The organism is Roseofilum sp. (genome assembly GCF_982964205.1).
This window is the reverse complement of sequence record NZ_CEZBFX010000037.1, coordinates 14,615-41,105: the sequence shown is the minus strand read 5'-3', so window position 1 is coordinate 41,105 and position 26,491 is coordinate 14,615. Positions and strand designations below refer to the sequence as shown.

The 26,491-nt window shown below is 44.8% G+C and carries 22 protein-coding genes and 1 pseudogene; 10 read left to right on the top strand and 13 right to left on the bottom strand.

Translation table 11 applies throughout. The features are described from left to right. Positions 1-79: 79 nt before the first annotated feature. Positions 80-1,564: a UDP-N-acetylmuramoyl-L-alanyl-D-glutamate--2,6-diaminopimelate ligase gene (locus AC3A14_RS11520; RefSeq protein WP_318732378.1), complete on the bottom strand. Its 1,485-nt coding sequence runs from the start codon at positions 1,562-1,564 to the stop codon at positions 80-82. A gap of 281 nt (positions 1,565-1,845) precedes the next feature. Between AC3A14_RS11520 and AC3A14_RS11515 the strand changes: the two genes are divergently transcribed. Then, the gene (locus tag AC3A14_RS11515; protein WP_318700663.1) at positions 1,846-2,418 is read left to right on the top strand and encodes a Uma2 family endonuclease; all 573 of its coding nucleotides are present in this window, start codon (positions 1,846-1,848) and stop codon (positions 2,416-2,418) included. 335 nt (positions 2,419-2,753) lie between these two features. Next, positions 2,754-2,810, top strand: coding sequence for a hypothetical protein (locus AC3A14_RS11510; RefSeq protein WP_318732402.1), 57 nt, complete (start codon positions 2,754-2,756; stop codon positions 2,808-2,810). A gap of 9 nt (positions 2,811-2,819) precedes the next feature. On the opposite strand, the pseudogene AC3A14_RS11505 reads toward AC3A14_RS11510, so the two are convergent. After that, positions 2,820-3,314: pseudogene (locus tag AC3A14_RS11505) on the bottom strand (sodium:solute symporter family transporter); the annotation flags it as partial. A 101-nt stretch (positions 3,315-3,415) separates the two neighbouring features. Beyond that, entirely contained in the window at positions 3,416-4,138 is a 723-nt protein-coding gene (locus AC3A14_RS11500) for a biliverdin-producing heme oxygenase (RefSeq protein ID WP_318732379.1), read from the bottom strand. Positions 4,139-4,388: 250 nt separating this feature from the next. Here AC3A14_RS11500 and AC3A14_RS11495 point away from each other — a divergent pair, with 250 nt between their 5' ends. From AC3A14_RS11495 to AC3A14_RS11485, 3 genes are all read left to right on the top strand, one after another. Then, positions 4,389-6,344: an alpha-amylase family glycosyl hydrolase gene (locus tag AC3A14_RS11495; RefSeq protein ID WP_318732380.1), complete on the top strand. Its 1,956-nt coding sequence runs from the start codon at positions 4,389-4,391 to the stop codon at positions 6,342-6,344. A 336-nt stretch (positions 6,345-6,680) separates the two neighbouring features. Beyond that, entirely contained in the window at positions 6,681-7,685 is a 1,005-nt protein-coding gene (locus AC3A14_RS11490) for a pentapeptide repeat-containing protein (protein WP_318732381.1), read from the top strand. 78 nt (positions 7,686-7,763) lie between these two features. After that, entirely contained in the window at positions 7,764-9,758 is a 1,995-nt protein-coding gene (locus AC3A14_RS11485; RefSeq protein ID WP_318732382.1) for an amylo-alpha-1,6-glucosidase, read from the top strand. A gap of 131 nt (positions 9,759-9,889) precedes the next feature. On the opposite strand, the gene AC3A14_RS11480 is transcribed toward AC3A14_RS11485, so the two are convergent. Continuing rightward, positions 9,890-10,645, bottom strand: coding sequence for a Uma2 family endonuclease (locus AC3A14_RS11480; RefSeq protein ID WP_318732383.1), 756 nt, complete (start codon positions 10,643-10,645; stop codon positions 9,890-9,892). 129 nt (positions 10,646-10,774) lie between these two features. Between AC3A14_RS11480 and AC3A14_RS11475 the strand changes: the two genes are divergently transcribed. Next, positions 10,775-13,168 carry a CHAT domain-containing protein gene (locus tag AC3A14_RS11475; RefSeq protein WP_318732384.1) on the top strand — a complete coding sequence of 798 codons (2,394 nt, stop codon included), beginning with the start codon at positions 10,775-10,777 and terminating at the stop codon, positions 13,166-13,168. A gap of 79 nt (positions 13,169-13,247) precedes the next feature. Continuing rightward, on the top strand, positions 13,248-15,008 hold the full coding sequence (locus AC3A14_RS11470; RefSeq protein ID WP_318732385.1) for a bifunctional serine/threonine-protein kinase/formylglycine-generating enzyme family protein: 1,761 nt from the start codon (positions 13,248-13,250) through the stop codon (positions 15,006-15,008). 52 nt (positions 15,009-15,060) lie between these two features. Here AC3A14_RS11470 and AC3A14_RS11465 read toward each other — a convergent pair whose 3' ends face one another. The 4 genes from AC3A14_RS11465 to AC3A14_RS11450 all read right to left on the bottom strand — a co-directional run bounded on the left by AC3A14_RS11465 (position 15,061) and on the right by AC3A14_RS11450 (position 20,636). Next, entirely contained in the window at positions 15,061-16,182 is a 1,122-nt protein-coding gene (locus AC3A14_RS11465; RefSeq protein WP_318732386.1) for a hybrid sensor histidine kinase/response regulator, read from the bottom strand. After that, complete coding sequence (locus AC3A14_RS11460; protein ID WP_318732387.1) at positions 16,172-19,699, bottom strand: PAS domain S-box protein; 3,528 nt, start codon at positions 19,697-19,699, stop codon at positions 16,172-16,174. The genes AC3A14_RS11465 and AC3A14_RS11460 overlap by 11 nt, the downstream gene beginning before the upstream one ends. 86 nt (positions 19,700-19,785) lie before the next feature. Further along, a complete protein-coding gene (locus AC3A14_RS11455; RefSeq protein WP_318700675.1) occupies positions 19,786-20,313 on the bottom strand; it encodes a hypothetical protein in 528 nt (175 codons plus the stop codon). Between the two features lie 164 nt (positions 20,314-20,477). Then, positions 20,478-20,636, bottom strand: coding sequence for a hypothetical protein (locus AC3A14_RS11450; RefSeq protein WP_271937539.1), 159 nt, complete (start codon positions 20,634-20,636; stop codon positions 20,478-20,480). 137 nt (positions 20,637-20,773) lie between these two features. Here AC3A14_RS11450 and AC3A14_RS11445 point away from each other — a divergent pair, with 137 nt between their 5' ends. Genes AC3A14_RS11445 through AC3A14_RS11435 form a run of 3 tightly spaced genes read left to right on the top strand, consistent with a single transcriptional unit; the run spans position 20,774 to position 23,318 of the window. Then, positions 20,774-21,055, top strand: coding sequence for a UPF0175 family protein (locus AC3A14_RS11445; RefSeq protein ID WP_318727317.1), 282 nt, complete (start codon positions 20,774-20,776; stop codon positions 21,053-21,055). A 3-nt stretch (positions 21,056-21,058) separates the two neighbouring features. Then, positions 21,059-21,544, top strand: coding sequence for a PIN domain-containing protein (locus tag AC3A14_RS11440; RefSeq protein ID WP_318732389.1), 486 nt, complete (start codon positions 21,059-21,061; stop codon positions 21,542-21,544). A 52-nt stretch (positions 21,545-21,596) separates the two neighbouring features. Then, complete coding sequence (locus AC3A14_RS11435; protein ID WP_318732390.1) at positions 21,597-23,318, top strand: Rqc2 family fibronectin-binding protein; 1,722 nt, start codon at positions 21,597-21,599, stop codon at positions 23,316-23,318. A 350-nt stretch (positions 23,319-23,668) separates the two neighbouring features. On the opposite strand, the gene AC3A14_RS11430 is transcribed toward AC3A14_RS11435, so the two are convergent. From AC3A14_RS11430 to AC3A14_RS11410, 5 genes are all read right to left on the bottom strand, one after another. Then, positions 23,669-23,821, bottom strand: coding sequence for a GNAT family N-acetyltransferase (locus AC3A14_RS11430; protein ID WP_413038764.1), 153 nt, complete (start codon positions 23,819-23,821; stop codon positions 23,669-23,671). Between the two features lie 317 nt (positions 23,822-24,138). Beyond that, positions 24,139-24,585 (bottom strand): DUF29 domain-containing protein, encoded by a 447-nt coding sequence (locus tag AC3A14_RS11425; RefSeq protein ID WP_318700000.1) that lies wholly within the window; start codon positions 24,583-24,585, stop codon positions 24,139-24,141. A 47-nt stretch (positions 24,586-24,632) separates the two neighbouring features. After that, a complete protein-coding gene (locus AC3A14_RS11420) occupies positions 24,633-25,271 on the bottom strand; it encodes a DUF2301 domain-containing membrane protein (RefSeq protein ID WP_413039088.1) in 639 nt (212 codons plus the stop codon). Between the two features lie 164 nt (positions 25,272-25,435). After that, positions 25,436-25,777: a XisI protein gene (locus AC3A14_RS11415; protein WP_318699998.1), complete on the bottom strand. Its 342-nt coding sequence runs from the start codon at positions 25,775-25,777 to the stop codon at positions 25,436-25,438. After that, positions 25,765-26,181, bottom strand: a complete 417-nt coding sequence (locus AC3A14_RS11410) for a XisH family protein (RefSeq protein WP_318732393.1) — start codon at positions 26,179-26,181, stop codon at positions 25,765-25,767. The genes AC3A14_RS11415 and AC3A14_RS11410 overlap by 13 nt, the downstream gene beginning before the upstream one ends. Between the last annotated feature and the right edge of the window lie 310 nt (positions 26,182-26,491).

Genomic DNA, 26,491 nt, shown 5'->3' with positions numbered 1-26,491 from the left:
TGACCACCAGTTCCCCGCTTTTCTCGACTCTCTCCGTTTTTTGTCCTGTACTTAGGAGGTGCCCTTATTCATTACTCATTTACGCTCGCTCCCCTAAAGCCAATCTCGCCTGTTCTCGATCGTCGAAGTGAATCTTTTCTGTGCCTAAAATCTGATAATCTTCGTGACCTTTACCCGCAATTAAAATGCCATCTCCAGGTTTTGCGTCTAGGATAGCATGACGGATGGCTTCGGCGCGATCGCCAATCACCATCGGTTGGGCAGATTCAGGAATACCAGCGATAATATCTTGGAGAATTTGCTCCGGGTTTTCCGTGCGCGGGTTATCGGAAGTCACCACAGGAACATCGGATAATTCGGCGGCAATTTTACCCATTATGGGGCGTTTGGTGCGATCTCGATCGCCTCCACAGCCAAACACGCAAATCATCCGCCCTGGAATAAACGGACGGGATGCTTTAAGTAAATTCTCTAGGCTGTCAGGGGTATGAGCATAGTCTACAATCACTGTAATCTCTTGATCGGGATTGATGCTGACGCGCTCCATCCGTCCCGGCACGCCCAAAAAATCAGGTAAACTCGATACCATAGTTTCTAAGGGAATGCCCAGATGCAAACCAGCACCAATGGCGGCTAAGAGATTGGAGACATTAAATTGACCGACTAAGGGCGATTCAAAGGCAATCTCACCTTGGGGCGTATGTAAAATTCCTTTCACACCTTTAGGCTGGTATTCTAGATCGCTTGTCCACAACGAAGCGGAACTATTCTCAGTGCTATAGCTCCAAACCTGTTCCTGGGATAGGCGCTCAATTAACCGTTTTCCATAGGGATCGTCAAAATTAATGATCGCTTTTCCCTTCAAGTAATCTGGACTAAAGAGCAGTGCCTTGGCTTCAAAATAATCTTCCATCGTAGGGTGATAGTCCAAGTGATCTTGGGTAAGATTCGTAAAAACAGACACTTCAAATGGACATCCCCAAACTCGTTTTTGCTCTAGGGAATGGGAACTGACTTCCATCACCCCATACTCACATCCAGCTCCAACGGCTTGGGAGAGCTGTGCTTGGAGGGTAACTGCAAAAGGGGTGGTATTGATAGCAGTTTGATGATATGCTGGCCATTTCGCGTAGAGGGTTCCCAGGAGAGCAGTCGGCTTTTGTCCGTGAGTTAAAAAGGATTCAATTAAGTGGGTGGTGGTGGTTTTGCCATTGGTTCCTGTAACTCCCACTAGCTTTAAGGTTTGGGCAGGATAGTTATAGAATGCGGCCGCAATTTCCGCACAGTCCTTCGCTATATCTGTACTGGAAATCACACAATTGTCTCCTGGAGGATGCTTAGTTAGAGCGGATTCCGAGGCGATCGCGGCGATCGCCCCCGCCGCCACAGCACTCGGCCAAAACTCACCCCCATCCACACGGGTTCCGGGCATTCCGATAAACAGATCTCCAGCTTGACAAGAATGAGAATTCGTGCTTAAACCCCTAATCTCCAGGTTTAAGGCAGGATGGGTAGGCACTTCTCCTAACCCACTCACTTTAGCCAGCAGCTCGCCTAATTTCATCCGTCAGCCCTCCTCACAGAAACATACGTTGGCAATTGCACAGGAATTGTTACTTACTATGCGTCAACTAGCTGAGAATGGCAAGCAGGGCAGGGGTTTATGAACACTAACGTGGAAAGAAATCAACGAGCAGATCGGCGAGAAACCCAGTTTCTAGTTCCGCCAGGCGATGGGTTGCCGCGATCGCCCTAAAATATAATTAAAGCCAAAGTTAACCTGTCCCTTATATTTGAGGTAACTGCCATGATGCCTCAATATAATTAGATCTATCCTCTGCTCTTATGCTAACCACTAAACCTCGATTCCAAACTTTTGACGAATACCTCGAATATGACGACCTCTCGGAAAAACTCTATGAACTGTTCAATGGAGAATTAATCGAAATGCCTCCCGAATCGGGTCTCAATTTCCAAATTGCAAATCGCCTATTTTTTGCTTTTGCTTCTCTCGTAGGCACGGATCGAGTACGGGGTCAGGGTCTAGAATTAGAAGTCAGAGGTGAACCCAAAAATCGCTATCCAGACCTGACGATTATCCGAGAAGAACATATTCAGCAACTCTCACAACGTAATACTCTTCGTCTCTCCATGCGCCCCCCTCTACTCGTCATTGAAGTGGTTAGTCCGGGAGAAATTCAACGAGAACGAGACTATATTGCTAAAAGAGTTCAATACCAAGATTGTCAGATTCCTGAATACTGGATTGTTGATCCGCAAACTCAAACGATTTTAATTTTGGAATTGATGAATCAGGTCTATACGGAAGTGGATACATTCAGGAATGATGACGTACTGGTATCTGCCAATTTCCCTCAATTGAATCTCCCGGTTTCCCAAGTTTTCCCGAATGATTGAGGGCATTGTGGAAACAATACCTTCGCCATTTTCTCGTAGGTTCGGTTGAACGAAGTGAAATCCAACGTCAACCCAACCTACGAATGTACCCCTATTTCAATTATTTGCCTGCACACTTACATACAGCAGACCACATCATAATTTTTCAGTATCTCTCGACCAAAGTGACGAACAGAGGCTGTACGAATTGCCTCCAGTTTAATATTTACATCGTTCTATCGGCCACGTTAAAGATAAAGGATATCATCAACAGCAAGATTTGGGTTCAGCACAATATGACAGAAATGAGAGTCGCTTAAGAATTAGTCGATCGAGGGGTAGACAAAGACCAAATTGTGCTAGGGTTTCACGATCCTGAAATCCGGCAATATACAGATTATGCAACCGTTTAAGGGATAGCACACGGACTTGATATTATCGACAATATCGCTGAACGTAAACGCTAGTTGGGGAACCGGGTTACCCGTCAGATACCAGGCAATGGCGATCGCCGGAATCAAATAAGCGATAATTAAAACCCCATATTGGGCGACTTGCGTCCAAGTAATCCCTTTCATCCCACCGAGGACAGCAAAAAAGGCAACAATTGCCATGCCTATCACTACCCCGGTACTCACATCCACTTGCAGAAACCGGCTAAAGACAATCCCCACACCACGCATCTGTCCGGCGACATAGGTGAGAGAAACGAAAATCGCCGCAATTACAGCAACGAGTCGGGCGATATTGGAATCATAGCGATCGCCCACAAAATCGGGAACCGTATATTTCCCAAACTTGCGTAAATAGGGAGCCAACAGCAACGCTAATAATACATAGCCCCCTGTCCATCCCATCAAATAAATCGAGCCATCATAGCCCAAAAACGAGATTAACCCCGCCATCGAAATAATTGATATAACAATGCTGTCAACCCGTTACCATTCAAACCCTTTCAGTCGAGACTTACAACAGCAACGGAGTGACAGCAATCATCACTACTTATGAGTAGAGGGGCTTAGTTATCAGCAGCAGTTGCCAATTCTGTACTGCCTTGAGTACGCCGTCTGGTGAGACTATTAAACAACAGTTGTCCGATCGCCTTAATTAAGCTACCTTCAAGTTCATTAAACATTTTCATGTTCATCCCAAAAGCAGCATTAGCTTCTTCGACGATGCGATCGGCTGTTGCTTCATCAATCGGTAAACTATCCATGGTTTGCCGATAGTTATTCTTAAATGCCTTCTCATCTGGAATATCAGCAAACTCATAGAACTGAGTTCCTTGTCCCTCTGGTAAATTCATCGCAGTTTGGGCAATCTTTTTCAGAATTTGCCCACCCGACAAATCCCCCATATACCGGGTGTACAGATGGGAAATCAACAATTCTGGTTCTTCATTGGAGACTTTTCTAATTTGGTCTACATAGGCTTGACCTGCTGGAGACAAGGATACTCCCTCGCGCCAGTTACTGCCATAATAGAAGGCTAAATCCTGTTCAATAGACTCTTTGCGGTTGAGTTCAGGAAAATAGAGTTTCCCCAGAATCGGATGATTCTGGTGACGAGCCATCTCTTCTTCCATGGCAGAATAGACGAAGTAAAGGTTACCTGACAGTTTGCGGTAAGACTCCTTCTCTACCGTTCCTTTTAAGAAACACTTGATAAAACCCACATTTTCCGCCATGGTATGGGCTTTTTTCGTGCCCTCGCGGAGCTTAGTCGCTAAATTGGTACTCATCCTAAAACAGTTCCCGATTTTGAAAATGAAAGACGATCTAAAAAATCCTTTGGGCAAGTCTCCACAAAGGGTTAGGGTTGATTTCTCAGCCTCTATATAGCTACCTTAGAACGATTTGATGAACGTTTACATTAAGTTTCTTAAACTTAAGTCACTTAGGCCGAATGGGCGATCGCCTCTCAGCGCCTGTAGAGGTCTATGCTTCTGCTATTCTAGAGTAGCCCAGTGTTAACGAGGAAGTGCTGCTGTGATGACTGATCCCTACTTATCAGAGGTTTTCCAGAGCCAGTATACCCCCTCAGATTCTCAGTCGGAAGACCCATTAAACCCATCAGCACAGTCTCCTAACCCGCAGGAAGACTTAGACCTAGAATTTCTCTATACCCGCGATATTGAATTTCGCCAAGAAACCCTTTACTTTATTGTTGTCGATCGCTTCTGTGATGGCGATCCGCGCAATAATGAAGGGCCAAACCCCGAACTCTACGATCCCACCCATGAAGATTGGGGCAAATATTGGGGTGGAGATTTACAAGGAGTAATCAACAAACTCGACTATTTGAAAAACCTGGGAGTAACGGCAATTTGGCTGACTCCTTTATTTGAGCAAATTGAGGACTTATTTGTTGAAAGTGCCGCTATCCATGGCTATTGGATTCAAGACTTTAAGCGCATCAATCCCCGCTTTATCCGACCAGAAGATAATCCCTCTTTGAACCAAACTCAAGAAGAGAAAGATACCCTATTTGATCGACTCATTGAAGAAATTCACAAGCGCAACATGAAGTTAATCTTGGATGTTGTCTGTAACCATAGCAATCCTGATATTAGCGGCAAAAAGGGAATTCTCTATGATGACGGGGTGAAAATTGCCGATTTCAATAATGACCTGGATCATTGGTATCATCACTATGGTGAAGTTCAAGACTGGGAAGATGAGTGGCAAATCCAAAATTGTGAGTTATCTGGATTAGCGACATTCAACGAAAATAACACGGCCTATCGAAGTTATATCAAAGCATCGATTAAGCAATGGATCGATCGGGGAGTAGATGCCCTGCGCATCGATACCGTCAAACATATGCCTATTTGGTTTTGGCAAGAATTCAATGCCGAAATTCAAACCCATAAACCTGATATTTTTGTGTTTGGAGAATGGATTTATTCCCATCCTCTTGACGATCGTTCTGTAGAGTTTGCCAATAATTCCGGGATGACGATTCTCGATTTTGGTTTGTGTTTAGCTATTCGGGAAACGTTAGCATTGGGATTAGAGGAGGGATTTTACCGAATCAAGAATGTTTTAGATCAAGATTATCGCTATTGCGGCGCAACCGAGTTAATTACCTTTATCGATAATCATGATATGTATCGCTTCCAGAGTTTAAATGACGATCCGGAAGTGTTGCATTTGGCGATCGCCCTATTAATGACCAGCCGGGGTATTCCTTGTATTTACTACGGAACAGAACAATATCTGTATGATAATACCAATGTTAATTCAGACAATCCCTTTGGAAATAATGACCCCTATAATCGTCCCCTCATGAAGCGCTGGGATACCAATACTAAACTCTATTGGACCATTCGTTTATTATCTGGTGTGCGTCGCTTGAATCCAGCCGTTTCTATGGGAGGACAATGGAAAAAATACATTACTCCTGATGTCTATTGCTATGTGCGACGGTATCGAGAGTCGATTCTGTTTGTGGCGATGAATCGAGGAGAAAGCGTAACTTTAGAATCCATCGATACGGAATTACCCGATGGCGAGCATACGGATATTATGTCCCTGGAAAAATATACGGTTGAGTCGAGTATACTATCCAATTTGACCCTAGAAAAAAATCAGGCAATTATTCTCAGTCATGTGGCGGAGAGAGTCACCGGTAAAACCATTGTTCGCGCTCAACTCAATGGTGTTAATACCCAGCCTGGAGAACGTATTATTGTCACTGGAGATTGTCCAGAATTGGGGAATTGGGATATAGCTAAAGCCTATCCCTTAGAGTATATTAATTCTAATACCTGGTTCGGTGAAATTCCTTTCAATGAAAGTGCAGGAAAATTAATTAATTATAAATATGCCATGTGGCGTGAAGGTCAATCTCCTCTGAGAGAAAATATAGTTTCCCGGCGTTGGGTGGTGGCTAGTGAAGGAACTGTAAAATGGAGAGACCATTGGACATCTGGCCGAGAATCTTAAGGGTGAATATAACTATTTCTTTCCTTTTCTAAAGGTTTGTTGCAGTTAATGGAATAGTAGAGGATTGGTGTAATACCATAATAAAGTCTAAAGTGAAGCTCTTCATTAAAGTACAGAAAGACCAGTCGTCAGCATAAGTAAAGGTTAAAATCGAAACGGTATTTCTGGACTCAATCGTTTGTGGACTCCAAAAGAGGTCAACCTGAGCAGCTAGGGGCTTTACAGGATAACCGTTCGATCGGTTAGGGAGGGTAAGCAATAGAAAGTTTGCAGGTAACGATATCAAAGAAAATACGTTGACTGACAAAACGGTCAGGAATTTAGGAGAGTAATATTATGGATGCTAATGAATTATTACAACGATATATTCAGGGTGAACGGGATTTTCGTGGTTCGGATTTGACCTATGCTAACTTAATTGGTGTGGAGTTACCTAAATCTAACTTGTCAGGTGCAAACTTAAAAGAAGCGTCTTTGGCGAGAGCCTATTTAGAGCGGTGTTTTCTGAAGGAGGCGAATCTTAATGGGGCGTTCTTGTATGGTACCAATTTGAGCTATGTGAAATTGCAAGGAGCGGTGTTAATTGAAGCAGACTTAACGAAAGCAGATTTGCGGGGCGCTCATTTGGGGAAAGCGGATTTAACGGGAGCCAAATTGACTGGGGCAATCTTGACTTGGGTGACGTTGTTTCGAGCAAAAATGCCAGGGGTGAATTTGTGTGGTTCAAACCTGAATGGGATTAATTTGCGAAGAGCGAATCTGGAGGGTGCCAATCTGAATTGGACGAATTTATCGGGAGCGCGCTTAAGTGGGGCGAATCTGCAAGGAGCGGGTTTAAATGGGGTGAAACTGAGCGGTGCCTTCTTGAATGGATTGAAACTGGAGGGGATGAATTTTAGTGGCTTGGAATTGGATGCGGTGAAGTTAAATGGGGCAAAAATGGCAGGTGCTAATTTGGTGGGAACCGATCTCAGTAATGCCCAAATGCGTTTTACTGATTTCGATCAAGCGAATTTGAAACAGGCAGATATGCATGAGACGATTCTCAAAGGCGGTAAGTTTATTCAAGCCAATTTGATGAAAACTAATTTGTGTGAAGCGGATATGCGTAAAGCTGATTTAACGGAAGCGAATCTAAATCTAGCCGATCTGCGAGGAACGGATTTGAGTGAAGCTGATTTGCGCGGGGCGTATCTGTGGGGCGCTAGTTTAGATGGGGCTTGTTTGCGTGATGCCGATCTGCGAGGTGCTAGTCTGCGGGATGCGGCTTTGGTGGGAGCGGATTTGCAAGGAGCAAATTTGGAAGGGGCGATGATGCCAGATGGTAAAATCCATGCCTAGGGGGATTATGCCATGAAAAATGGTGTAATCTAGAGTCCTGGAAAGATTCAGGTCGCGATCGCGGAGAAGAAAAATCATATGGCGATTGAGGTAGGACGGGAAATCTGTGGTGATTGGGCAATTGCCCTCTCTCGTGAATGGTTAGTTACCAACAGCATCGGGGGCTACGCATCGGGGACGATCGCCTCTGGCTTGACGCGCCGTTATCATGGGTTGTTAGTGGCGGCACTGAAACCCCCACTACAGCGAACCCTGCTGTTAACCAAACTCGATGAAACTGTTACTTATAGCCAAAAGTCCTATCCCTTGTTCACCAATCGATGGGTGGGCGGTAAAGTGGACGGAAACGGCGATCGCCATCTTGAAAGCTTCCGTTTAGAGGGAACAACCCCCGTATGGACATTTGCCTGCGGGGATATGTTGTTGGAAAAACGGATCTGGATGCGGCAGCGGGAAAATACCACCTACATTCGCTACGATCTGGTGCGGTGTAGCGCTCCTGTGGATTTAGAAATTGATGCGATCGCCAATACTCGGCCCTACAATCTTCTACAAGAGGATTTAGACTTTCCCATCCATACCCAACGGATTGAATCTGGAATAAAACTAGAAACGCCAGGAGAGTCTATCCCCTGGTACTTATTCAGCTCTGGAGGTGAATTAACCCTTTTAGGAACCTGGATACAAGGCTACGATCTCCCCATGGAACGCTATCGAGGAGATGGCTATCAAGAGAACCATTTCCATGCCTGCACCCTCACCGTATCCCTCAATGTAGGAGACTCCCTTACCTTAGTTGCCAGTACCCAGTCTCAGGTGAATCTAGACGGCAAAGAGGCGCTACAGCAGCAACACCGCTATGAACAGCAACACCTCGATCGTTGGCAAGCCACTCCCTATCTGAACACAGAAAAGGCTCCGGACTGGATTCGACAGTTAATTCTGGCTGCGGATCAATTTATTGTGTGTCGTCCCCTGTACCCTAACTCCCATGGGAAAACGGCGATCGCTGGCTATCCCTGGTTTACAGACTGGGGAAGGGATACGATGATTAGCTTACCCGGTTTAACCCTGGCGACAGGACGCACGGAAGTGGCTAAGAGGGTATTGACAACCTTTGCCCAATATGTGGATCGGGGCATGTTGCCCAATGTCTTTCCCGATGGCGGAGAAGACCCCGCTTACAATACTGTCGATGCAACGTTATGGTATTTTGAAGCCGTTCGCCAATATTATCAGGCAACCCGCGATCGCCCCCTCTTAGCTGAACTCTTCCCCGTTTTAGCAGACATCATTGACTGGCATTGTCGCGGAACCCGCTATCAAATTCATCGCGATCCCGATGATGGTCTCCTGTATGCTGGAGAAGCCATGACCCAACTCACTTGGATGGATGCTAAATATGGAGATTGGGTGGTCACTCCCCGGCAAGGAAAACCGGTGGAAGTGAATGCTCTATGGTACAATGCACTGCATACGATGGTCGCATTTGCCCGTAAATTAGGCAAGGAAGATCGGGAGTACGAAACCCTTGCAAAACAAGCAGAAAAGGGATTTGCTCGCTTTTGGAATGCTGAGGCAGGATACTGCTATGATGTAATCGATACAACAACAGGAAACGATCCAAAATTGCGACCGAATCAGATTTTTGCGGTTTCCTTACCCCAAAGTCCCCTGACTCCAGAACAGCAACGGGGAGTTGTGGAAGCTTGTGGGCGATCGCTGCTAACGTCGTATGGGTTGCGATCGCTCAGTCCAGACGATCCCCAATATATCGGTCATTATGGGGGGAATTTAGCCCATCGAGATGGAGCCTATCATCAAGGTACAGTATGGGGCTGGTTATTAGGGCCATTTGCGATCGCCCACTTCAAAGTGTACAACGAACCGGAGCGAGCGCTCAGTTTACTCACTCCCATGGCTCACCATTTATACACTCATGGCATCGGAAGCATCAGTGAAATCTTTGATGGCGATCCGCCCTTTACCCCCAGAGGCTGTATCGCCCAAGCTTGGAGTGTAGCTGAAACCCTCCGCGCATGGCAACTCATTGCCCAACACCAGAAAGTATAGTGGATTCAAATAACAATGAGAGTGCGATTGTTGTAGGGGCGAAAAAATTTTCGCCCCTACAGATACTGGCATTGTAGATTGATCTCAATCTCCGACCCTATTCTTTATTCCCTATTTCCTAGAGAAAAGTGCTATAACTCTTCCGGATCGATACCCATAGCTCTGAGGCGCTCTAATAGAGCTTCCCGTTTTTGTCGCTCAAGAGCTAATGCATTTTCTGCCTCTTGTGCCCGTTCCGTAGGAGTCGGTATCCAGTTGCCTTGGCGATCGTACCAGCGTAACCATAATCCTTCCACACCCTCATAAATTCCTTGCCATTTTCCCAAGCCTAACCCTAACGGCTCAAACCATAATTTCTCTTCTGGTAAACTCAAGGATTGATACTGAGAACCTTTTAAGTGAAAAGCTCGAAACTGATTGTTATAGCGGTCATAAACTACATAATGGGGAACCCGTAAAATTTGCTCGTATACTTGCCATTTTGTTGGCGGTTGATTAACTTCTCGCAAAGTTTGACCTAAATCTTCTTGCTCCGTTCCTCGAGATAAGAGTTCAATGACTAAAAAGGGTGAAATTCGTTCTTGCCAGATTAGATAACTCAGCCGCAGATCTTGTTGCTGTTTAAATCGTCCCGTTCCTAAAACGAGAAACCAATCGGGACGTTTATACCAATTGGTATGATGGGAATCGTAATATAGATTTAAGTCTTTAGCGATTAACCTTTGTTCGACTGGATAAAGGGGAGAGTCAAAGGTGAGATCGAGTAATTGGGGTTGTAGATCGTGAAATAAGTCAGGCAATCCCGGTTCCTCCGGATCTTCGCTGGGTAAATCATACATGGTGGGCAAGGAGTTTGGCCAGTCTGAGCGCGGATATTTGGGTGACATGGCTATAGGATCGCACAGTGAGGTTTTCTCTACTATGGTAGCGGTTGATTGCTACAGATTACCGAACCTCTGAATTCCCCAAATTTAAGGGAGATTTGCCAAGCTGGTAAATGATGAGTTCTCTGATTGATGATGATGAGTGTAAGGTTAGTTGGGACGATTTCAGCGATCGCTATTAGCAGTGTGTTGGCACTTGAATTACCGGCGATCGCCCAAACTTCAGAGTCTGGCTCTGTGCAAGTTCAAACCGATCCAGTCAGCGAAGCTGATGCCCTAGAAAACCAGGGGAAAAGAGACTATTCACAGGGACGTTTTTTTTCTGCACAGCAATTTTATCAGAGGGTAGTGAAATTACGACAACGAATTGGCGATCGAAGGAAATTAGCGAAGACGTTGATTAATTTAGCCAGTGTTGAAATAAATTTAGAAGATTATGATACTGCCCTAGAGTTGCTGAATCAGGCTCGATCGATTTCTCAATCGCGAGGAGATAGCGCCACAGAAATTCAAGCCTTAACCGGTTTAAGCTTACTGTATGAAAAGCAAAACTTACCGAATCGTGCTTTAGCTACTGCCCAACAAGCTTTAGCCTTAAATCAACGTTTAGATCGAAAAGAAGAACAGGGACATTTATATAATCATCTTGGACATCTTCATACCATCCTTCACCAGGATGCTAAAGCCAGTCAAGCTTATCATAGAGCCATATCTATTTTTCGCGAACTAGGAGATAAAGTCGGAGTAGCGAATAGCCTCAATGGATTAGGGTTTGTCTATCTTGAACAAAATCAGTTTGAACCTGCCCTTTCCCATTTTTATCAAGCACTTTTGCTCTGGAAAGCCTTAGAAAAAACAGAAAACTATGCCACTACACTCCATAATATGGGCCGCCTATTCGAGTCCCAGAAACAAGCAGAGTTAGCCATTCTATTTTACAAGCAGTCGATGAATGAGCTTCAGTTGATTCATAGTCAAATTACTGATTTTTCCCTAGAACAACAAAAGGCATTTCTGGCAACGGTTTCTCATCGCTATCGCCATTTAGCGAATCTACTCTTTCAAAATAACCGCCCACAAGAAGCCCATCAAGTTCTGGACTTGCTGAAATTGCAAGAACTGGATGAATATTTACACAGCGTCAAAGGCGATCATCAATTACCAACCTTAAGTTTACATCCCGTGGAAGAGGATATTTTCAACGATTTCCTTGAAGCCGAGACTCAGGGTGTAGATTGGATTGAAGACTTAGAAGAATTAAGGGCGATTCCAGAAGGCGATCGCACGGCTGATGAAACTGAACAATTAAACCAAATTAATTCATTATATCAGAGTCTACATCAGAATTTCAAGCCATTTCTAGAACCCTCCCGTATCAACCCAATTAGGCAGAGAATGGCTGATTACAACTCGGCAAATCCAAAGTGGAATTCTCATATTCAAGGCTTGAAGAGCCTGCTCCAACAATTTGAACATCAAACGGCGTTTGTCTATCCATTCATGTGGGAAGATCGGCTAGAAATGATCGTGGTTTTTGCCGATCGCCCACCGATCAGACGTACGGTACCCGTGAGTCAGTCGGAACTTGAACAAAAAATTACTGAATTTAGAACGACGATTACGCGCAAATACCCCTTACCCCGGGTACAATCACTCGGTCAACAGCTTTATGAATGGTTAGTACAACCCATTGCAGAGGATTTAAACCAAGCTGGCATTGAAGCCTTAGTATATTCACCAGATGGTCAATTGCGCCACTTGCCTTTCAGTGCTTTATATGATGGTCAGAATTGGTTAATTCAACAATTTGAGATTAATTATATTACGGCCACCAGCTTACAAAACTTTGCTCCCCAAACCCATCGAGAACGGAATATTTTAGCCGGAGCATTTACCCAGGGAAATTATCAAGTCCAAGTGGGCGATCGCCAATTTGACTTTTCTGGATTACCCTTTGCCCAGAAGGAAGTACAAAATTTGATCCAGCGTTTCCCCGATCATACGACCCTGTGGAATCAGGACTTTAATCGGGATTCCACCCTGCCAGAACTCCAGGAACATCAGATGGTGCATCTAGCTACCCATGCAGCATTCGTTCAAGGAGAGCCAGAAGAATCCTTTATTTTATTAGGAAATGGCGATCGCATTACCCTACGGGATATTGAGCATTGGAACCTTTCCGACGTGGACTTAATTGTCCTCAGTGCTTGTCAGACAGGGATTGGCGAAATTCTGGGGAATGGCGAAGAAATCCTTGGTTTAGGCTATCAGGTGCAAAAAGCAGGCGCAAAAGCGGCGATCGCCACCCTATGGCACGTTGACGATCGAGGAACCCAAGTTTTAATGGATCAATTTTATCAATCTCTCGATACCGATCCCGATATCACCCTAGCCCAAGCCATTCGCCAAGCACAATTGAGCTTCATTAACGCTCAACTTCCCCAAACAGATAACCTCGATCCCACCTCTTTTCAACATCCCTACTATTGGGCCCCATTTATTTTAATTGGCAATGGTCTCGATTAAGGGCGATCATCTTATACTACAATTAGGGTCACCCACCCACAACTCAATTTATTTTTAATTGTTAATTGTTAATTGAACCATGTCACCAGTGCTTGCGGGTCGCTACCAGATAGAACGGGAACTCGGTAAAGGAGGATTTGGCCTCACCTACCTAGCGCGAGACTTGCACCTTCCAGGATATCCCCTATGTGTTGTCAAGCAACTGAAGCCCCAGTTCAAGAGTCCAAAAAAACTGAAGACAGCCCAGCGTTTATTTGAGACAGAAGCAAAGGCTCTGCAAAAATTAGGAAAATATCCTCAAATTCCCCAACTTCTCGCCTATTTTACGGAAGAAGGAGAGTTTTATCTGGTTCAGGAATATATCCAAGGTCATGAGTTAAGTCAGGAAATACACCAGGGACAACCTTGGTCAGAGGAGCAAGTGATTCAGTTATTAAAAGATATCCTCACTCCCTTAAAGTTTTTGCACGATCGCCAAGTCATTCATCGAGATATAAAACCCAATAACTTGATGCGGCGTAAGCCCGATCAAACACTAGTACTGATTGATTTTGGTGCAGTCAAGCAACACCTGTCTGAGTTAACTCAATGGGGAGAGAAAAATCAACGGACAGTTCGTATTGGTACACCCGGATATATGCCCAGTGAACAAGCGGTAGGACAGCCCAAATTCTGTAGCGATATCTATGCTGTGGGCATGATCTCGATTGAAGCGTTAACTGGAAAACCGGCCCTCAGTCTACCAGCAGACCCAGAGACTCTAGAAATCATCTGGCAACCCTTCGCTACTCATGCCAGTCCAAGATTGCGGGAAGTCCTACAGAATATGGTCCGGTATCACTTCAATAGTCGCTATGTTTCAGCTCAGGAAGCTTTAGAGGAAGTTAACAGACTTCAGACTTTAACAGTACCGACTCCAGCCCTGGATATCGTGCCACTCAAACCAGCTCAACTCAAATCTTTAGAGTCTACTCTCCTATCTCTACCCCAACCTTACCAAGGTTCACTCTCTAAATTTAGCTTTGAGGTAGTGACGGTTAACGCTTGGGGCAAAATCATTCAGCAGGAAAATCGAGAAGCGCAGTATTTCCAGGAGGACTTGGGAGAAGGGATCGTTTTAGATATGGTGGTTATTCCTGGGGGAGAGTTCCTCATGGGGTCACCAGAGAGAGAAGGATCGGATGATGAAAAACCCCAGCATTTGGTAACCGTGCCCCCATTTTATATGGGGAAGTTTTTGATCGCGCAAGCTCAATGGCGCAGGGTAGCCTCATTTCCCCAGGTGAATATTTCCCTAGAGTCTAATCCCTCTTATTTTAAGGGAGAGAATTTGCCTGTAGAGCAAGTTTCATGGTACGACTGCGAGGAATTCTGCGCCCGGCTATCTCAATATACAGGAAACACCTATCGCTTGCCTTCTGAAGCAGAATGGGAATATGCTTGTCGGGCAGGAACAACAACGCCCTTTCATTTTGGCGAAACCCTGACGACTGACCTGGCTAATTATGATGGCAACTATATAGATGACCCGGAAGGTAAAAATCGTGCGAAAACCACCCCAGTCGGCAGTTTTCCGCCCAATGGATTTGGCTTATATGATATGCATGGGAACCTGTGGGAGTGGTGTGCAGACCATTGGCACGATCGTTACGATCGCGCTCCTACCGATGGTAGTATATGGCTCGATAGCGATGAATGGACCAGAAGGGTGATACGAGGGGGGTCTTGGTTTCTCACCTATTCAATATTCCGTCGTAGTGCCGATCGCAACCACCGCAATGCTGGCGATCGATATTGCACCTTTGGCCTGCGGGTTGTCCATCCTATCGTACCGGACTAAAATCAGTTAAGATATTGTCTGTTCCCTGTTCCCTATTCCCCAGTGCCAAGCGCTATAGCGTCGGCAACGTAAACCAGAAATTTGTGCCTTCACTCACCACACTATCTACCCCGATTTCGCCGCCATGGGCGTGAATGATTTGGGAACATAAATATAATCCTAAGCCTAATCCAGTTTTGCGTGTTTCCCGATCGCCCCTTGTATAGGGTTGAAACAGCGTTTCACATTGTTTTTTGCTCATTCCTATACCATTATCTCCCACGGTACACCGAACCCAATCCCCTTCTACTCTAGCGCTGAGAGTCAGGCTTAAACCGGGGGGATTATGCTTGAGGGCATTGGCGAACAAGTTTTCAAATACCCGCCACAGTTGCTGGCGATCGCCGTTAATCAGGGGTAAAGTAGACGCTATCCGATCTTCTAAAGTCGCCTGATTTTGACTCAATACCGGTTCCCAATCTGCTGCCAACTGAGCGGTTAATGTAGATAATGATAAGGATTCACAATTGAGAGACACCCCCCAAATCTCACTATGTTGGGTTTCAATCAAAGAATTAATTAAATTTAACTGGCGATCGCAACTATCTGCCATCCGCTCTACCATCGATCGGGTTAAAGCGAACGAATCCCGTTTCAACAAATTTTTAAACACCATCAACATCCCGGTTACCGGATTCCGCAAATCATGGGAAACCGCATGTAACAAAACTTTTAATCCGGCTTCCGCCTTTTGTCGTTCCACAATTTCTGCTTGCAACTGAGTATTTTGAGTCTCTAACTGCTGTTGTAATTGATGAATCTGCAAATGAGTTGCCACCCTCGCCAACACCTCCGGCGCTTGAAAGGGTTTCGTAATATAATCAACTCCCCCCACATTAAACGCTCGCACCTTATCCACAGTCTCATCTAAAGCACTAATAAAAATTACTGGAATATCTTGAGTTCGAGCATCAGCTTTCAGGATCTGACACACTTGATACCCATCCATTTCCGGCATCCGAATATCCAACAAAATTAAATCCGGTTTTAGCACCTCAATGGCTTTGAGCGCCCCTTTAGCATCGATCGCCTTACGCACCTTATAACCTTTTTCCGTTAACATCGACGATAACAAACGCAAATTGTTGGGCGTATCGTCTACAATTAACAAATCGGCTAGAACTTTACTGTTCATCCGTTAATTCTAACAAAGTATTGAAATGGAAATGATGCACCAAATCAGACAGGGTGTTAATTAAACCCTGGTAATGGGGAGGGATTTGGGCAATGAGTTGGATAATCTTCTCATCATCGCCACTTAAAGCCGATTGATGTACGGCCTCAATCCACTCCGATGGCATTATTTTAAGCTGATTGGGCGTAAGGGTAAATGGCTCAGGGCTATCAGTTGGGGGTAAGGCTTCCTCATAGATATATTCTAGACCCAAATGTTTGGCTAGGGTGTTCCAGATTGTTTCTTCCTGAAAAGGTTTAGCAATAAAGTCATCACATCCAGCCGCAAAGACTAGCTCTCGTTTTTGGGAAAAGGCGCTGGCAGTCAGGGCAATAATGATGCTTTTTTGGGTTGGGGAGGCTTGACTTTCTAGTTCCCGAATCCGTCGGGTGGTTTCGTATCCATCCATACCTGACATGCGGATATCCATCCAGATCAGATCGGGATGATACTGCTGCCAATGGGCGATCGCCTCTTCTCCTGTTTCGGCTTCAAGGATCTCCAATGCCAAAGGTTGTAATAAGCGCACCAATAACAGACGATTTTCGGGGATATCATCAACAATTAGCATCCGATATCGGGGTTGTCCAGGTGCTAAACCAATTACTCGATTGCGTACAATAACCGGCTCGACTCCTTCCGCACTGGCAAGGGTGGCTTGAATTTCAAATCGAAAACAACTGCCTTCCCCCAGGATACTTTTAACTTCAATGTTCCCCCCCATGAGTTGGACAAATTTTTGACTAATAGAAAGTCCTAATCCGGTTCCTTGATGCGATCGCCTTCCCGACTCGGTTTGTACAAAAGGATTAAATAATTGCTCTAATTCATCTTCTGCAATCCCAATTCCCGTATCTTGAACAGCAAACTGCAAACGAATTAAAGGATCTTCTCGTACCTGAGATATGCATAATTCAACTGTCCCTTTTTCTGTAAACTTAATTGCATTTCCCAAGAGATTAATCAACACTTGGCGTAATTTTTGTTCATCAGTTTGAATATATTGTACTAAATCCGGGGGGCGATCGAAGGTCAACGTTAACCCTTTAGAAGTTGCCCGGATATGTAACATGCCTTCTAAAGTTTGTAATAATTGCTCTAAGTCGAAAGCGGTTGGCAAAAATGTCATCCGACCTGCTTCTATTTTAGACATTTCCAGAATGTCATTAATCAGGTCGAGTAAATGTTCTCCACTGCGGTTAATGATATTGATTTCTGAGGCTCCAGCCGCAAATTTAGGGTCATTGGCCATTAATTGACTAAATCCCAAAATAGCATTCAAAGGCGTGCGTAATTCATGGCTCATATTGGCTAAAAATTCACTCTTGGAGCGGTTAGCCATTTCCGCTGCTTCTTTGGCTTGTTGAAGGGCAGTTTCTGCTTGTTTACGAGCACTAATATCTTCAGAAATACAGAGTAAATGGGTCGCTTCTCCGTGGCGGTTATAGAGAGGCAATTTGAGGGTTCTGAGCAAAATTTCGCCCCGCGTGAGGGATTGAAAAGGATGCTCGGCGCTCTCTAGAAGTTTCCCTTGCTGCACGGCTTGCAAGTCATAGGTACTGTATTGGGTTGCTTGTTCCAGGGGATAGATTTCGGCATCGGTTTTGCCAATGACGCGATCGCTCCCTAACCCAAAAATAGCTTCGCTGGCTTGATTCCAAATCAGATATTGGAAATCATGGGTAATATCCTTAGTATAAATGGCTAGGGGAATATGATCGATGATGCTATCGAGGAATTGTTGCGATCGCCGTAAGTCTTCCTCGAGCTGTTTGCGATCGGTAATATCAGTAGTCACCGAAAGTAAACAGGGTTTGTCATTCACCGTAATCACATCCGATGAGAGTAGAGCCACCCGATATTCTCCAGCCTTGGTGCGATAAGTAAATTCATAGTTTTTCACCTGCTTCTTGTGTTGAATCAGGTGAAACAAGTGCATCCTCTCTTCCACATGAACCCAGAGGTTTAGCTCTAAGGCGGTACGACCAATCACTTCTTCATTGCTGTAGCCGGTTAAACTGAGGAAGCTATCACTGACTTCCAGATGTTTGCCACTGCCTAAACAAGTGATGGTAATGGGGTGGGGAGTACGACGGAAGGCTTTGGAGAACTTTTCTTCCGATTCTCGTAAAGCGATTTCCATTGTTTGCCGCTCGCGGATTTCTTGTTCGAGTTCTTCCGTTCTGGCTTGGATTTTAGCTTCCAAAGATCGAGAATAGGATTGCAGTTGACGATGGGAGCGCTTGAGCTGATAGCGCATTCGCTCAAAAGCTAGAGCTAGAGTTCCTAGGGCATCGGTGCGATTGTACCAAGGATCGGCTGTGCGATACCAGTCACCTTCGGAAAGGGCGATCGCCACTTGCGAGAGTTGCTTAATCGGTCGGATAATGTGGCGAGTGATGAGCCAACCGAGTACAGTGGCAGCGATCAATGCCAGTAAACCGACGATCGCGGTAACATTGCCTCCTTGGTGAATATCCTCCAGAAAGGGATCTTGAGGGACAAAAATCGCCATGAGCCAATTTAAGTCTTGATGATCGCTTAGGGAACTCAAGTGCAGAGTGTAGGGAGTATCGAGAAGGCTAACCTGAAGGTCAATAGCTTCTTGCATTTGAGGGTGCTGGACTAAATAGGTTTGGAGATAGTCCGTCGCACGATTGATCAGAGGATAGGTTGACTCCAAAGGGGTGACGACAGGCGCAATACTTCCATCTGTATTACTAAAGATTAGAATCTGCGCGTCTAGGCGCTCATTCAAGGTTTGTAGAAACTGCTGAAGTTTAGAAAGCCAGATGGAGGTAGAGAGGACACCCAGTTGGGTTTGGTTCCTGCCATAGATCGGTAAGACGGCATCTAGACTCATCTGTCCGGTATTTGAGAGATAGGGAGTTGTCCAAGACTGGGGAGAATTGTTGTAGGTAGTGGCGTTGCGAGTGGCTTCTTGATACCAAAATGATTTACGGGGATCGCGCTTGGGAAGCGATCGCAACAGCGCTCCCCGTTTTCCTCGATCGAGGGAATAAATATGGGATTGCCCATCGGTTGTAGAGGACGAGATCGCCAGTTCTAGGCTCCGATTATCCTTCTGAGAATGATGCACACTTACCCATTCCCCTTGGGAATTGGCAAATTGAATTTCACGGATCTGGGGAAATAACTGGAGTTGTTCGTAAAATTTTTGGCTTAATTGCTCAAGGTTGTTTGGGCCGGTTTCTCCCCAAGCAATGGCATTCGCATTAACGTGATTAATCTGATGGGCAATGGAAAGAGTATTAACGAGGCGATCGTCGAGATGAGCCGTGATTTCTGCTTGTAAGCGACTGGTGACATTTTCAACGGCTGCTTTGCCATGGTACCAAGAGAAATATCCAGTTAAGCCCACTGCGATCGCAATTTGCAGGAGAAAAGGCACAATTAAGGCCACTCCTAAGGGTACAGTTTGGAAAAGTTGATGAAACCGTTGCTTAACACGAAGCATGGCATTGATGGCAATATTCTCTGGAATTTTGGCGTAGGTAGGTCATCTGAAAATACTAGAATAGCCGATCTACCCTTTTCCATAGCTCAAGAGGGCGAAGTCGAATATTGACTTAGCACTTCTTTGGAGCGCCTTACCATGTGTTCTGGTCCTTCAATCATCAGCAGATATCGCCCCTGTTGCAGGTGATGGCGATAGATACTAGAAGTATTTCCTTCACCAAAAAAACCAATCAGTGCGCCCACAAGACTACCAGAGAGACCACTCATAAGTCCGGCGGATAAAATGACTAGAGCGATATGGAGGTGAGCCAAATTGGAAATCTCCAGCTTTAAGAGCCAGAGGAGGATAGCCGCGATCGCGCTCCCAGCCAAGGCGGATAATAAGGCCAATCGATAGGCCTTGGCAAAGATGATCTTCATGGGTTTATACAATCCTACCCATTCGGGAGGATTAAATTCTCGCCCCACAATGGCTAAGTATTCGGGGGATATACCTTCGCTATAGAGTAATCGATAGGCAGCAAACGCTGAATCGATATCAGGAAGCACAGCGATCGCCAAGTGGGGACGGCGTTTGAATTTAAGTTTACGACCAGATAAATTAGGGGACATTATGCAACATGCCTAAGAGAGAGCCGCTCTACTCTATTTTAGATTAACCGAGATTATGCAACCTGCCCACAGTATAAGAATCTGTCTTAACAAAGAGTAAACAGTGGGGAGTCGGGAAGATCGGGGGACGCACAGACACGGAGACACGGCGATAGCTTACTCCTCTAACTGAGAGTATCTGGATTGATACCCAGTTGCGCTAGGCTCTCTCTTAGCTGTTGAATAGTGCGATCTTTTTCTTCAACCACTGCTTTTGCGCGATCGGCGCAATCTTGTTGACTCTCCTTACTTGTTCCTCTTGCCAGAGAACATAGGATAAGCATAAACCTTATCTGTTTACTTTGCAGTTGCTCTTGATTTTATCGTACTCTACAAGCCCTTGTTTGTTTGCATCCATGTCTGCTTGCGGTAATCCACAGGAAAGACTATAGTCATAGTATGGATCACCACACAACCGCTTATGATTTTCACCTTTTTAGATGAGCAATTAGCCAATATTGAGCTTTCGGAGCAAGTCCGCCAAAGAGCTATGGAGAAAGCCAAAGAAGGTTATGTAATGGCGCTGTTGGAAGTTGGAGAAATCAGTAGCGGACGGGCTGCAAAAATCCTAGGCATTTCCCGCTTAGAGATGATCGATCGAATGCATAAATGGGGAATTTCTGTCTTTGATGATTCACAAGATTTACAGGAATTCCGTCAGGAAGTGGAGCAAGCTGAGTTAAGATTAAATCAATCAATTTAATCCATGATTATTGTTTCAGATACTACTTCTATTAGTGAATTAGCTAAGGTCAATTATTTGTATTTATTACCTGAACTCTTTGGGAAACTGATGATTCCCCAGGGCGTTTTTAATGAGTTGCTTGTGGGAGATCATCCAGCAGCGCAACAAGTACAGGATTTGTCATGGCTACAAGTGGTCACCGTCAATAATCAGCGGCTTGTAGAGGAGTTACAGGAGTCTTTTCATTTAGACTTAGGAGAGTCAGAAGCGATCGCCTTAGCTGAAGAAACTAAAGCCGATCAATTACTGATTGATGAACGGGCAGCTAGACGAGTGGCACTAGAAAGAAAGTTACCCTTAATTGGAACCATGGGTGTTTTGGTATTGGCAAAGCGCCAGAGCCTGATTCCTAATGTTAAGGATGTTCTAGAGCAGATGCAAAATCGGGGTACAAGGATTGCAGATCATCTCTATGAACAAGTTTTAATTTTGGCTCAAGAAATATAGGTTCGGGGAACGGGCTATACTAGAAATCTTGGCTCGTTAGATGTAATTCATTGTGCAACCGGTTGATTTTACGACTTTGATGGCTATTTGTGCCGATTTGCGCGATCGCTCTTTACCCGCTCGTTTAGAGCAGGTTTTTCAACGCGATCGCTTCAGGCTATCCCTTGCCCTGCGGACGCTTCAGGGGCGGGGATGGTTAACGCTGTGTTGGCATCCACAGGCAGCCCATATCGCCATGAGCAGCCCTCCCCCAAAAGCACCGGATACGTTTACATTTAGCGATCAGTTGCGCCATCAGCTTAATGGGTTAGCTCTGGTTTCCATTGCCGAAATTGCCCCTTGGGAGCGGGCGATCGATTTGCAGTTTGCCCAAAGACCGGGCGATCCAATTCGCTGGCACTTAATTGTGGAGGTGATGGGTAAATATAGTAATGTAATTTTGGTCAATCAAGAGAATACGATTGTTACGGCTGCCCATCAGGTGAGCGAACAACAGTCGAGTGTACGCCCGATTTTGACCGGACAGCCGTATATTAACCCTCCAGCCCTAAAAAATCGGATACCTAGTCTAGAAGAATCATTCAGTGATTTTCGGGGGAGAGTCGGATTGATTCCGGGGCCCCTCAAGCGGCAATTACTGCAAAGTTATCGGGGATTAAGTCCCCGGTTGATTGAGTCTTGGCTATCGGGGACGGCGATCGCTCTCCATCAACCCACAGATAGTTTAAGTGATGCCGATTGGTCTTTGGTGTATGAACGCTGGCAATATTGGTTACACAGTTTGCAGCAGGGAATGTTTACACCAGGATGGACGAAAAAGGGCTATACGGTTATGCCTTGGGATCGAGTCGAAGCAGTTGAATCCGTACAAAATTTAATTAGTGGGTATTATAACGAGCATCTTAATCGCCAAGAATTTAGTCAATTACATCATCAATTGCAGCAAAAGGTGCGATCGCATTTAGGCAAGCTCCATCAAAAGGCGCTCCTATTCCGAGAACGGTTAAACCAGTCCCAAGATGCCGATCGCTATCGCTATTTAGCCGACTTATTGATGGCTCATTTGCATCAGTGGCAACCCGGTATGGCGGCGATCGAATTAGCCGATTTTGAAACCAGAAAACCGGTTAAAATCAACCTCAATCTCGAAAAGAATGGCGTACAAAATGCCCAAGCGCTCTACAAAAAACACCAAAAACTCAAGCGCTCTCAACTTGCCGTTCAACCCCTTTTAGAAGCAGTTGAAACCGAACAACGCTATCTCGAACAAGTGGAAACAACCCTACTGCAACTTGCGGAGTATGGCACGGCTGAGGATTTATCGACTCTAGAGGAAGTGCGCGAAGAATTAATTGAACAGAAGTATTTAGACTCTCCAGCATCCGACTATCAACGCAACTCCAACCGCTCCCAACCCCATCGTTACCAAACCCCTAGCGGGTTTGAAGTTCTCGTCGGTCGCAATAATCGCCAAAACGATCGCTTAACCTTTAGACTAGCTGGAGCATACGATCTATGGTTCCATACCCAGGAGATTCCTGGAAGTCATGTGTTGATGAGAGTCTCTCCGGGAGAGGTTCCTGATACCGAAGACCTCCAGTTTGTGGCTAATCTAGCCGCCCATTATAGCCAAGGACGGCAAAGTAAGCAGGTTCCAGTGGTTTACACCGAACCGAAATCGGTGTATAAACCAAAAGGCGCTCAACCTGGAATGGTTGTCTATAAGCACGAGCGTATTCTTTGGGGATGTCCTCAGGAAGCAGCGCTGGAATAGGTTGTGGTATGTGTGGTACGTGTGTTTTGCGATCGATAACAGAAGAAACTGATGTAATCGGGATCTTTGATTATAAATAATTATCGAAAGGGAAACCGTTAAGTATGAACTTTTATTAAAAAGATTCGCATTCTCTGTTACGATTGGTAAAGAGAGACAAAAGAGACCGATCCTCCTCGTGTTGTGGGAACGCGCAGTCAGGATTTTCGGAAACGACAATTGATATTGATGATATCGATTAACGCCAGCTAGGTTCTAGCTGGTTTTTTATCGTAAGGCGCTTAATCCGAACTTCGTCAATTGAAGCAGAAAATGCCCTCAAAGGAGCGATCGTTTTACGAAGTAATATCTCAAGCTCCTGAGATGATATAGTCGTGTAACTCACCAATAACGCTGTATCCTAGTCGTTCATAAAGCTTACGTGCGCCCGGATTAAAGGAAGAAACACAGATAAAAACATTAGGCGTACTCTGGAAGATCCGCTTCTCAGCATAATCGATCATCTCGGTTCCAACTCCTTGTCAATCATCTGTAGCAAACATCTTAAGGATTTGATATTAGTGGTGGGCGGGGATGACATAGTTATTTTAATTAAGGATGGGACACAACGGTAAGAGCAAATGGCGTTTACTCCTACAGTCGTTCGAGTTGTAGACCCATCATGATTGTCCCAATCTTAATTAAAACGACTATATCAATATTTTTTCTCGTACAGCGCTTTGCGCTGTTATGAGGGACAGCGTTGAATCCTCAAAGCTATGTACCAAAAGCCTATTCCCTATTCCCTATTCCCTATTCCCTAGCGCAAAGCGCTATAAATCTAAGGAAGCCAGTCTTGATCGAGTAATTGTTCAAGATCGTAAGGACAGTTTTCAGGGAAATCGACTATCATTCCTGTCTTTTTACTGACATATTTTAATGCTTTTTGATAAACTCTTGACTGATTTTCTGCCAAATGATTTCGTAGATTTTGGGTTAAATATTCGTGAAGTTGGGTTCTAAAACTCATGATTTCAGCTTGCCAATGATTGGCATTATAATCATATTTTTCTTGCCAATATTGGAGAAGAAGTAAATGTCTGATAATTTGTTCGAGAAAACTCTCAACAGTTAATCTATCTCGGCGACCCACGGATTCTAATTCCTCAATCAAATGCTCTAAATCGAGACGATCGAGTTGTTTGTTTTTTAAGAGTTTCAAGGTTTGAGAAAACCATTCTTCATTATCAATCTCATAAAGATGACTTAATTGATCGATCTTAGTCATTTCTTTAATTCCAATTACTAACAGCGAGATGCTATATTAATGCTACATTAATTATTTTTCAGGTATTCAAAAACCGATTTATCGCCAATGTCTGGGGGAATGGGTTGGATCAGTTTTCGCCCAGCAAAAATCAGAAAGAGGAGGCTCCAGGCTGCTAACATGATTTGTTGAGCTTGCAGGGGAAGAGTGCCAAAGAGAACACCGAGGAGGAGAATGGGAACTAGGGGTGTGAGTAGTTTGGTTTCTAGACGATGGAAACAGAAGCCTTCCTTGAAGTAAATGCCGGTGAGGGAGGCAAAGGTAAATCCAATACCGAATAAGGTCAGAGGTTGAGTATATACCGTAAGAGCGAGGGGTTGCGAGCTGTTGAAACTAAGGATAACACCCGAAATTGTGCCAATAATCAGAAACCCTTGTAAGAGGCGATGGAGGATAGCCATATAAATATGGATGGTGAGCAGGCTAACCCCTAATGCGAGACAGAAGAGGAAATAGAGGGGAGTGAGCCAGAAGAGAGTTTCTGGGTTACGATCGGGCCAGAGAGTGAGGGTAGTGGCGATCGCCATACAGACAGCCGCAACGGTTAACCCAGCCCGATAAATGACCACCCCTTGGCGATCTTCTTCGGTAATGGTAAAGCTACCAAATTGACCTTGATAAATGGGTTGTTCTACATTAGTTGTCATCAGGGTTACTTCAACATCAGTTAAAAATACTATATCGGCATCTTTTTGCTCCTGCCAACCCAGGCCAAGAAACCAGGTTTTTACGAGAACCTGGGGCAAGAGCCAAAAATCTGGTCAGAAACCCAGTTTCTACTCTCCGCAGGGAGGCTAAAGAGTTTCTCTGGCTAGGCGATCGCATATCCAGAGAACTGACGCAAGAAAGGCGAATGGGAACCGAGAACAATATTATCCCGATCGACACCGCTTTCTCGCAGGCGTTCCGCGATGTTAATTTCCGTGTTATTGCGCTGTATCCAGATTTTTCCATCCTTGATATCGATATGGACAAACACCGCATAGACATATTTTCGCTCGTGCCAACCGACATCGAGCAGCAGGTAGTGGTCATGGTCGCGATCGCAAATAATTTCTGCATCCACTCCAGGAGTCGGATTTCCCTGGCTATAACTGTATAATTCAGTTAAGATCTCTTCAATCAATTGCCGATATACATTTAGGTTATCCATCTGACAATCACCTCATTTGGAGGGTCGTAAACCAGTAATTTAATTTGATGTTTCTGAATAACAGACTGAGCGAGTAAAGACTGAAAAAAGGTATCATGAATTTCCTGGGGAACAGCCAAATAAAGAATCCGGGAGGGTTCTAAATTTTCTAGGGCGACTTGATAATTGATGAACTGTCCAATGGCTAGATGAAAACCGAACATCAGAGAATCACTAGCAAACGTTTTAATTTCAACCGCAATCTTTTCTTCACCCTTTTCAGCAGCTAGGATTCTTTCCGCACCTAAATCAATATAAATTTGTGAATCCCCAAATTTCAAGCTAAGAGGATCGGCAGTAATTGTCCAACCCTCTTTTTCTAATCCTACTCTAACAACATCATGAAAGCGATCCTTCGCGCTCATCGATTAAACTCCACAGCCAGAGGTCTAAAAAAAGAGTTTTAGGAAATGGCTACTGATTTATGGTATTTTTCTATAATACTAAAGATACCCTTGTATGAAAGGCATACAAGGCTGTACAACTAAATTATCTCTCTTCTGTCAGACTTTCAAAGAGTGACAGACGAGAGATATATCCTTACTTAGGAGTAGAACGGTAGTGTGGTTTAACTTTAGTCCCATCAGCTTTGGTATGGGGTTTCACATAAACTTTCTTTTTGCCTTCCTTGGTTTTTGCCATAATGGCTTCTCCTTAATATTGAATACGATTCTG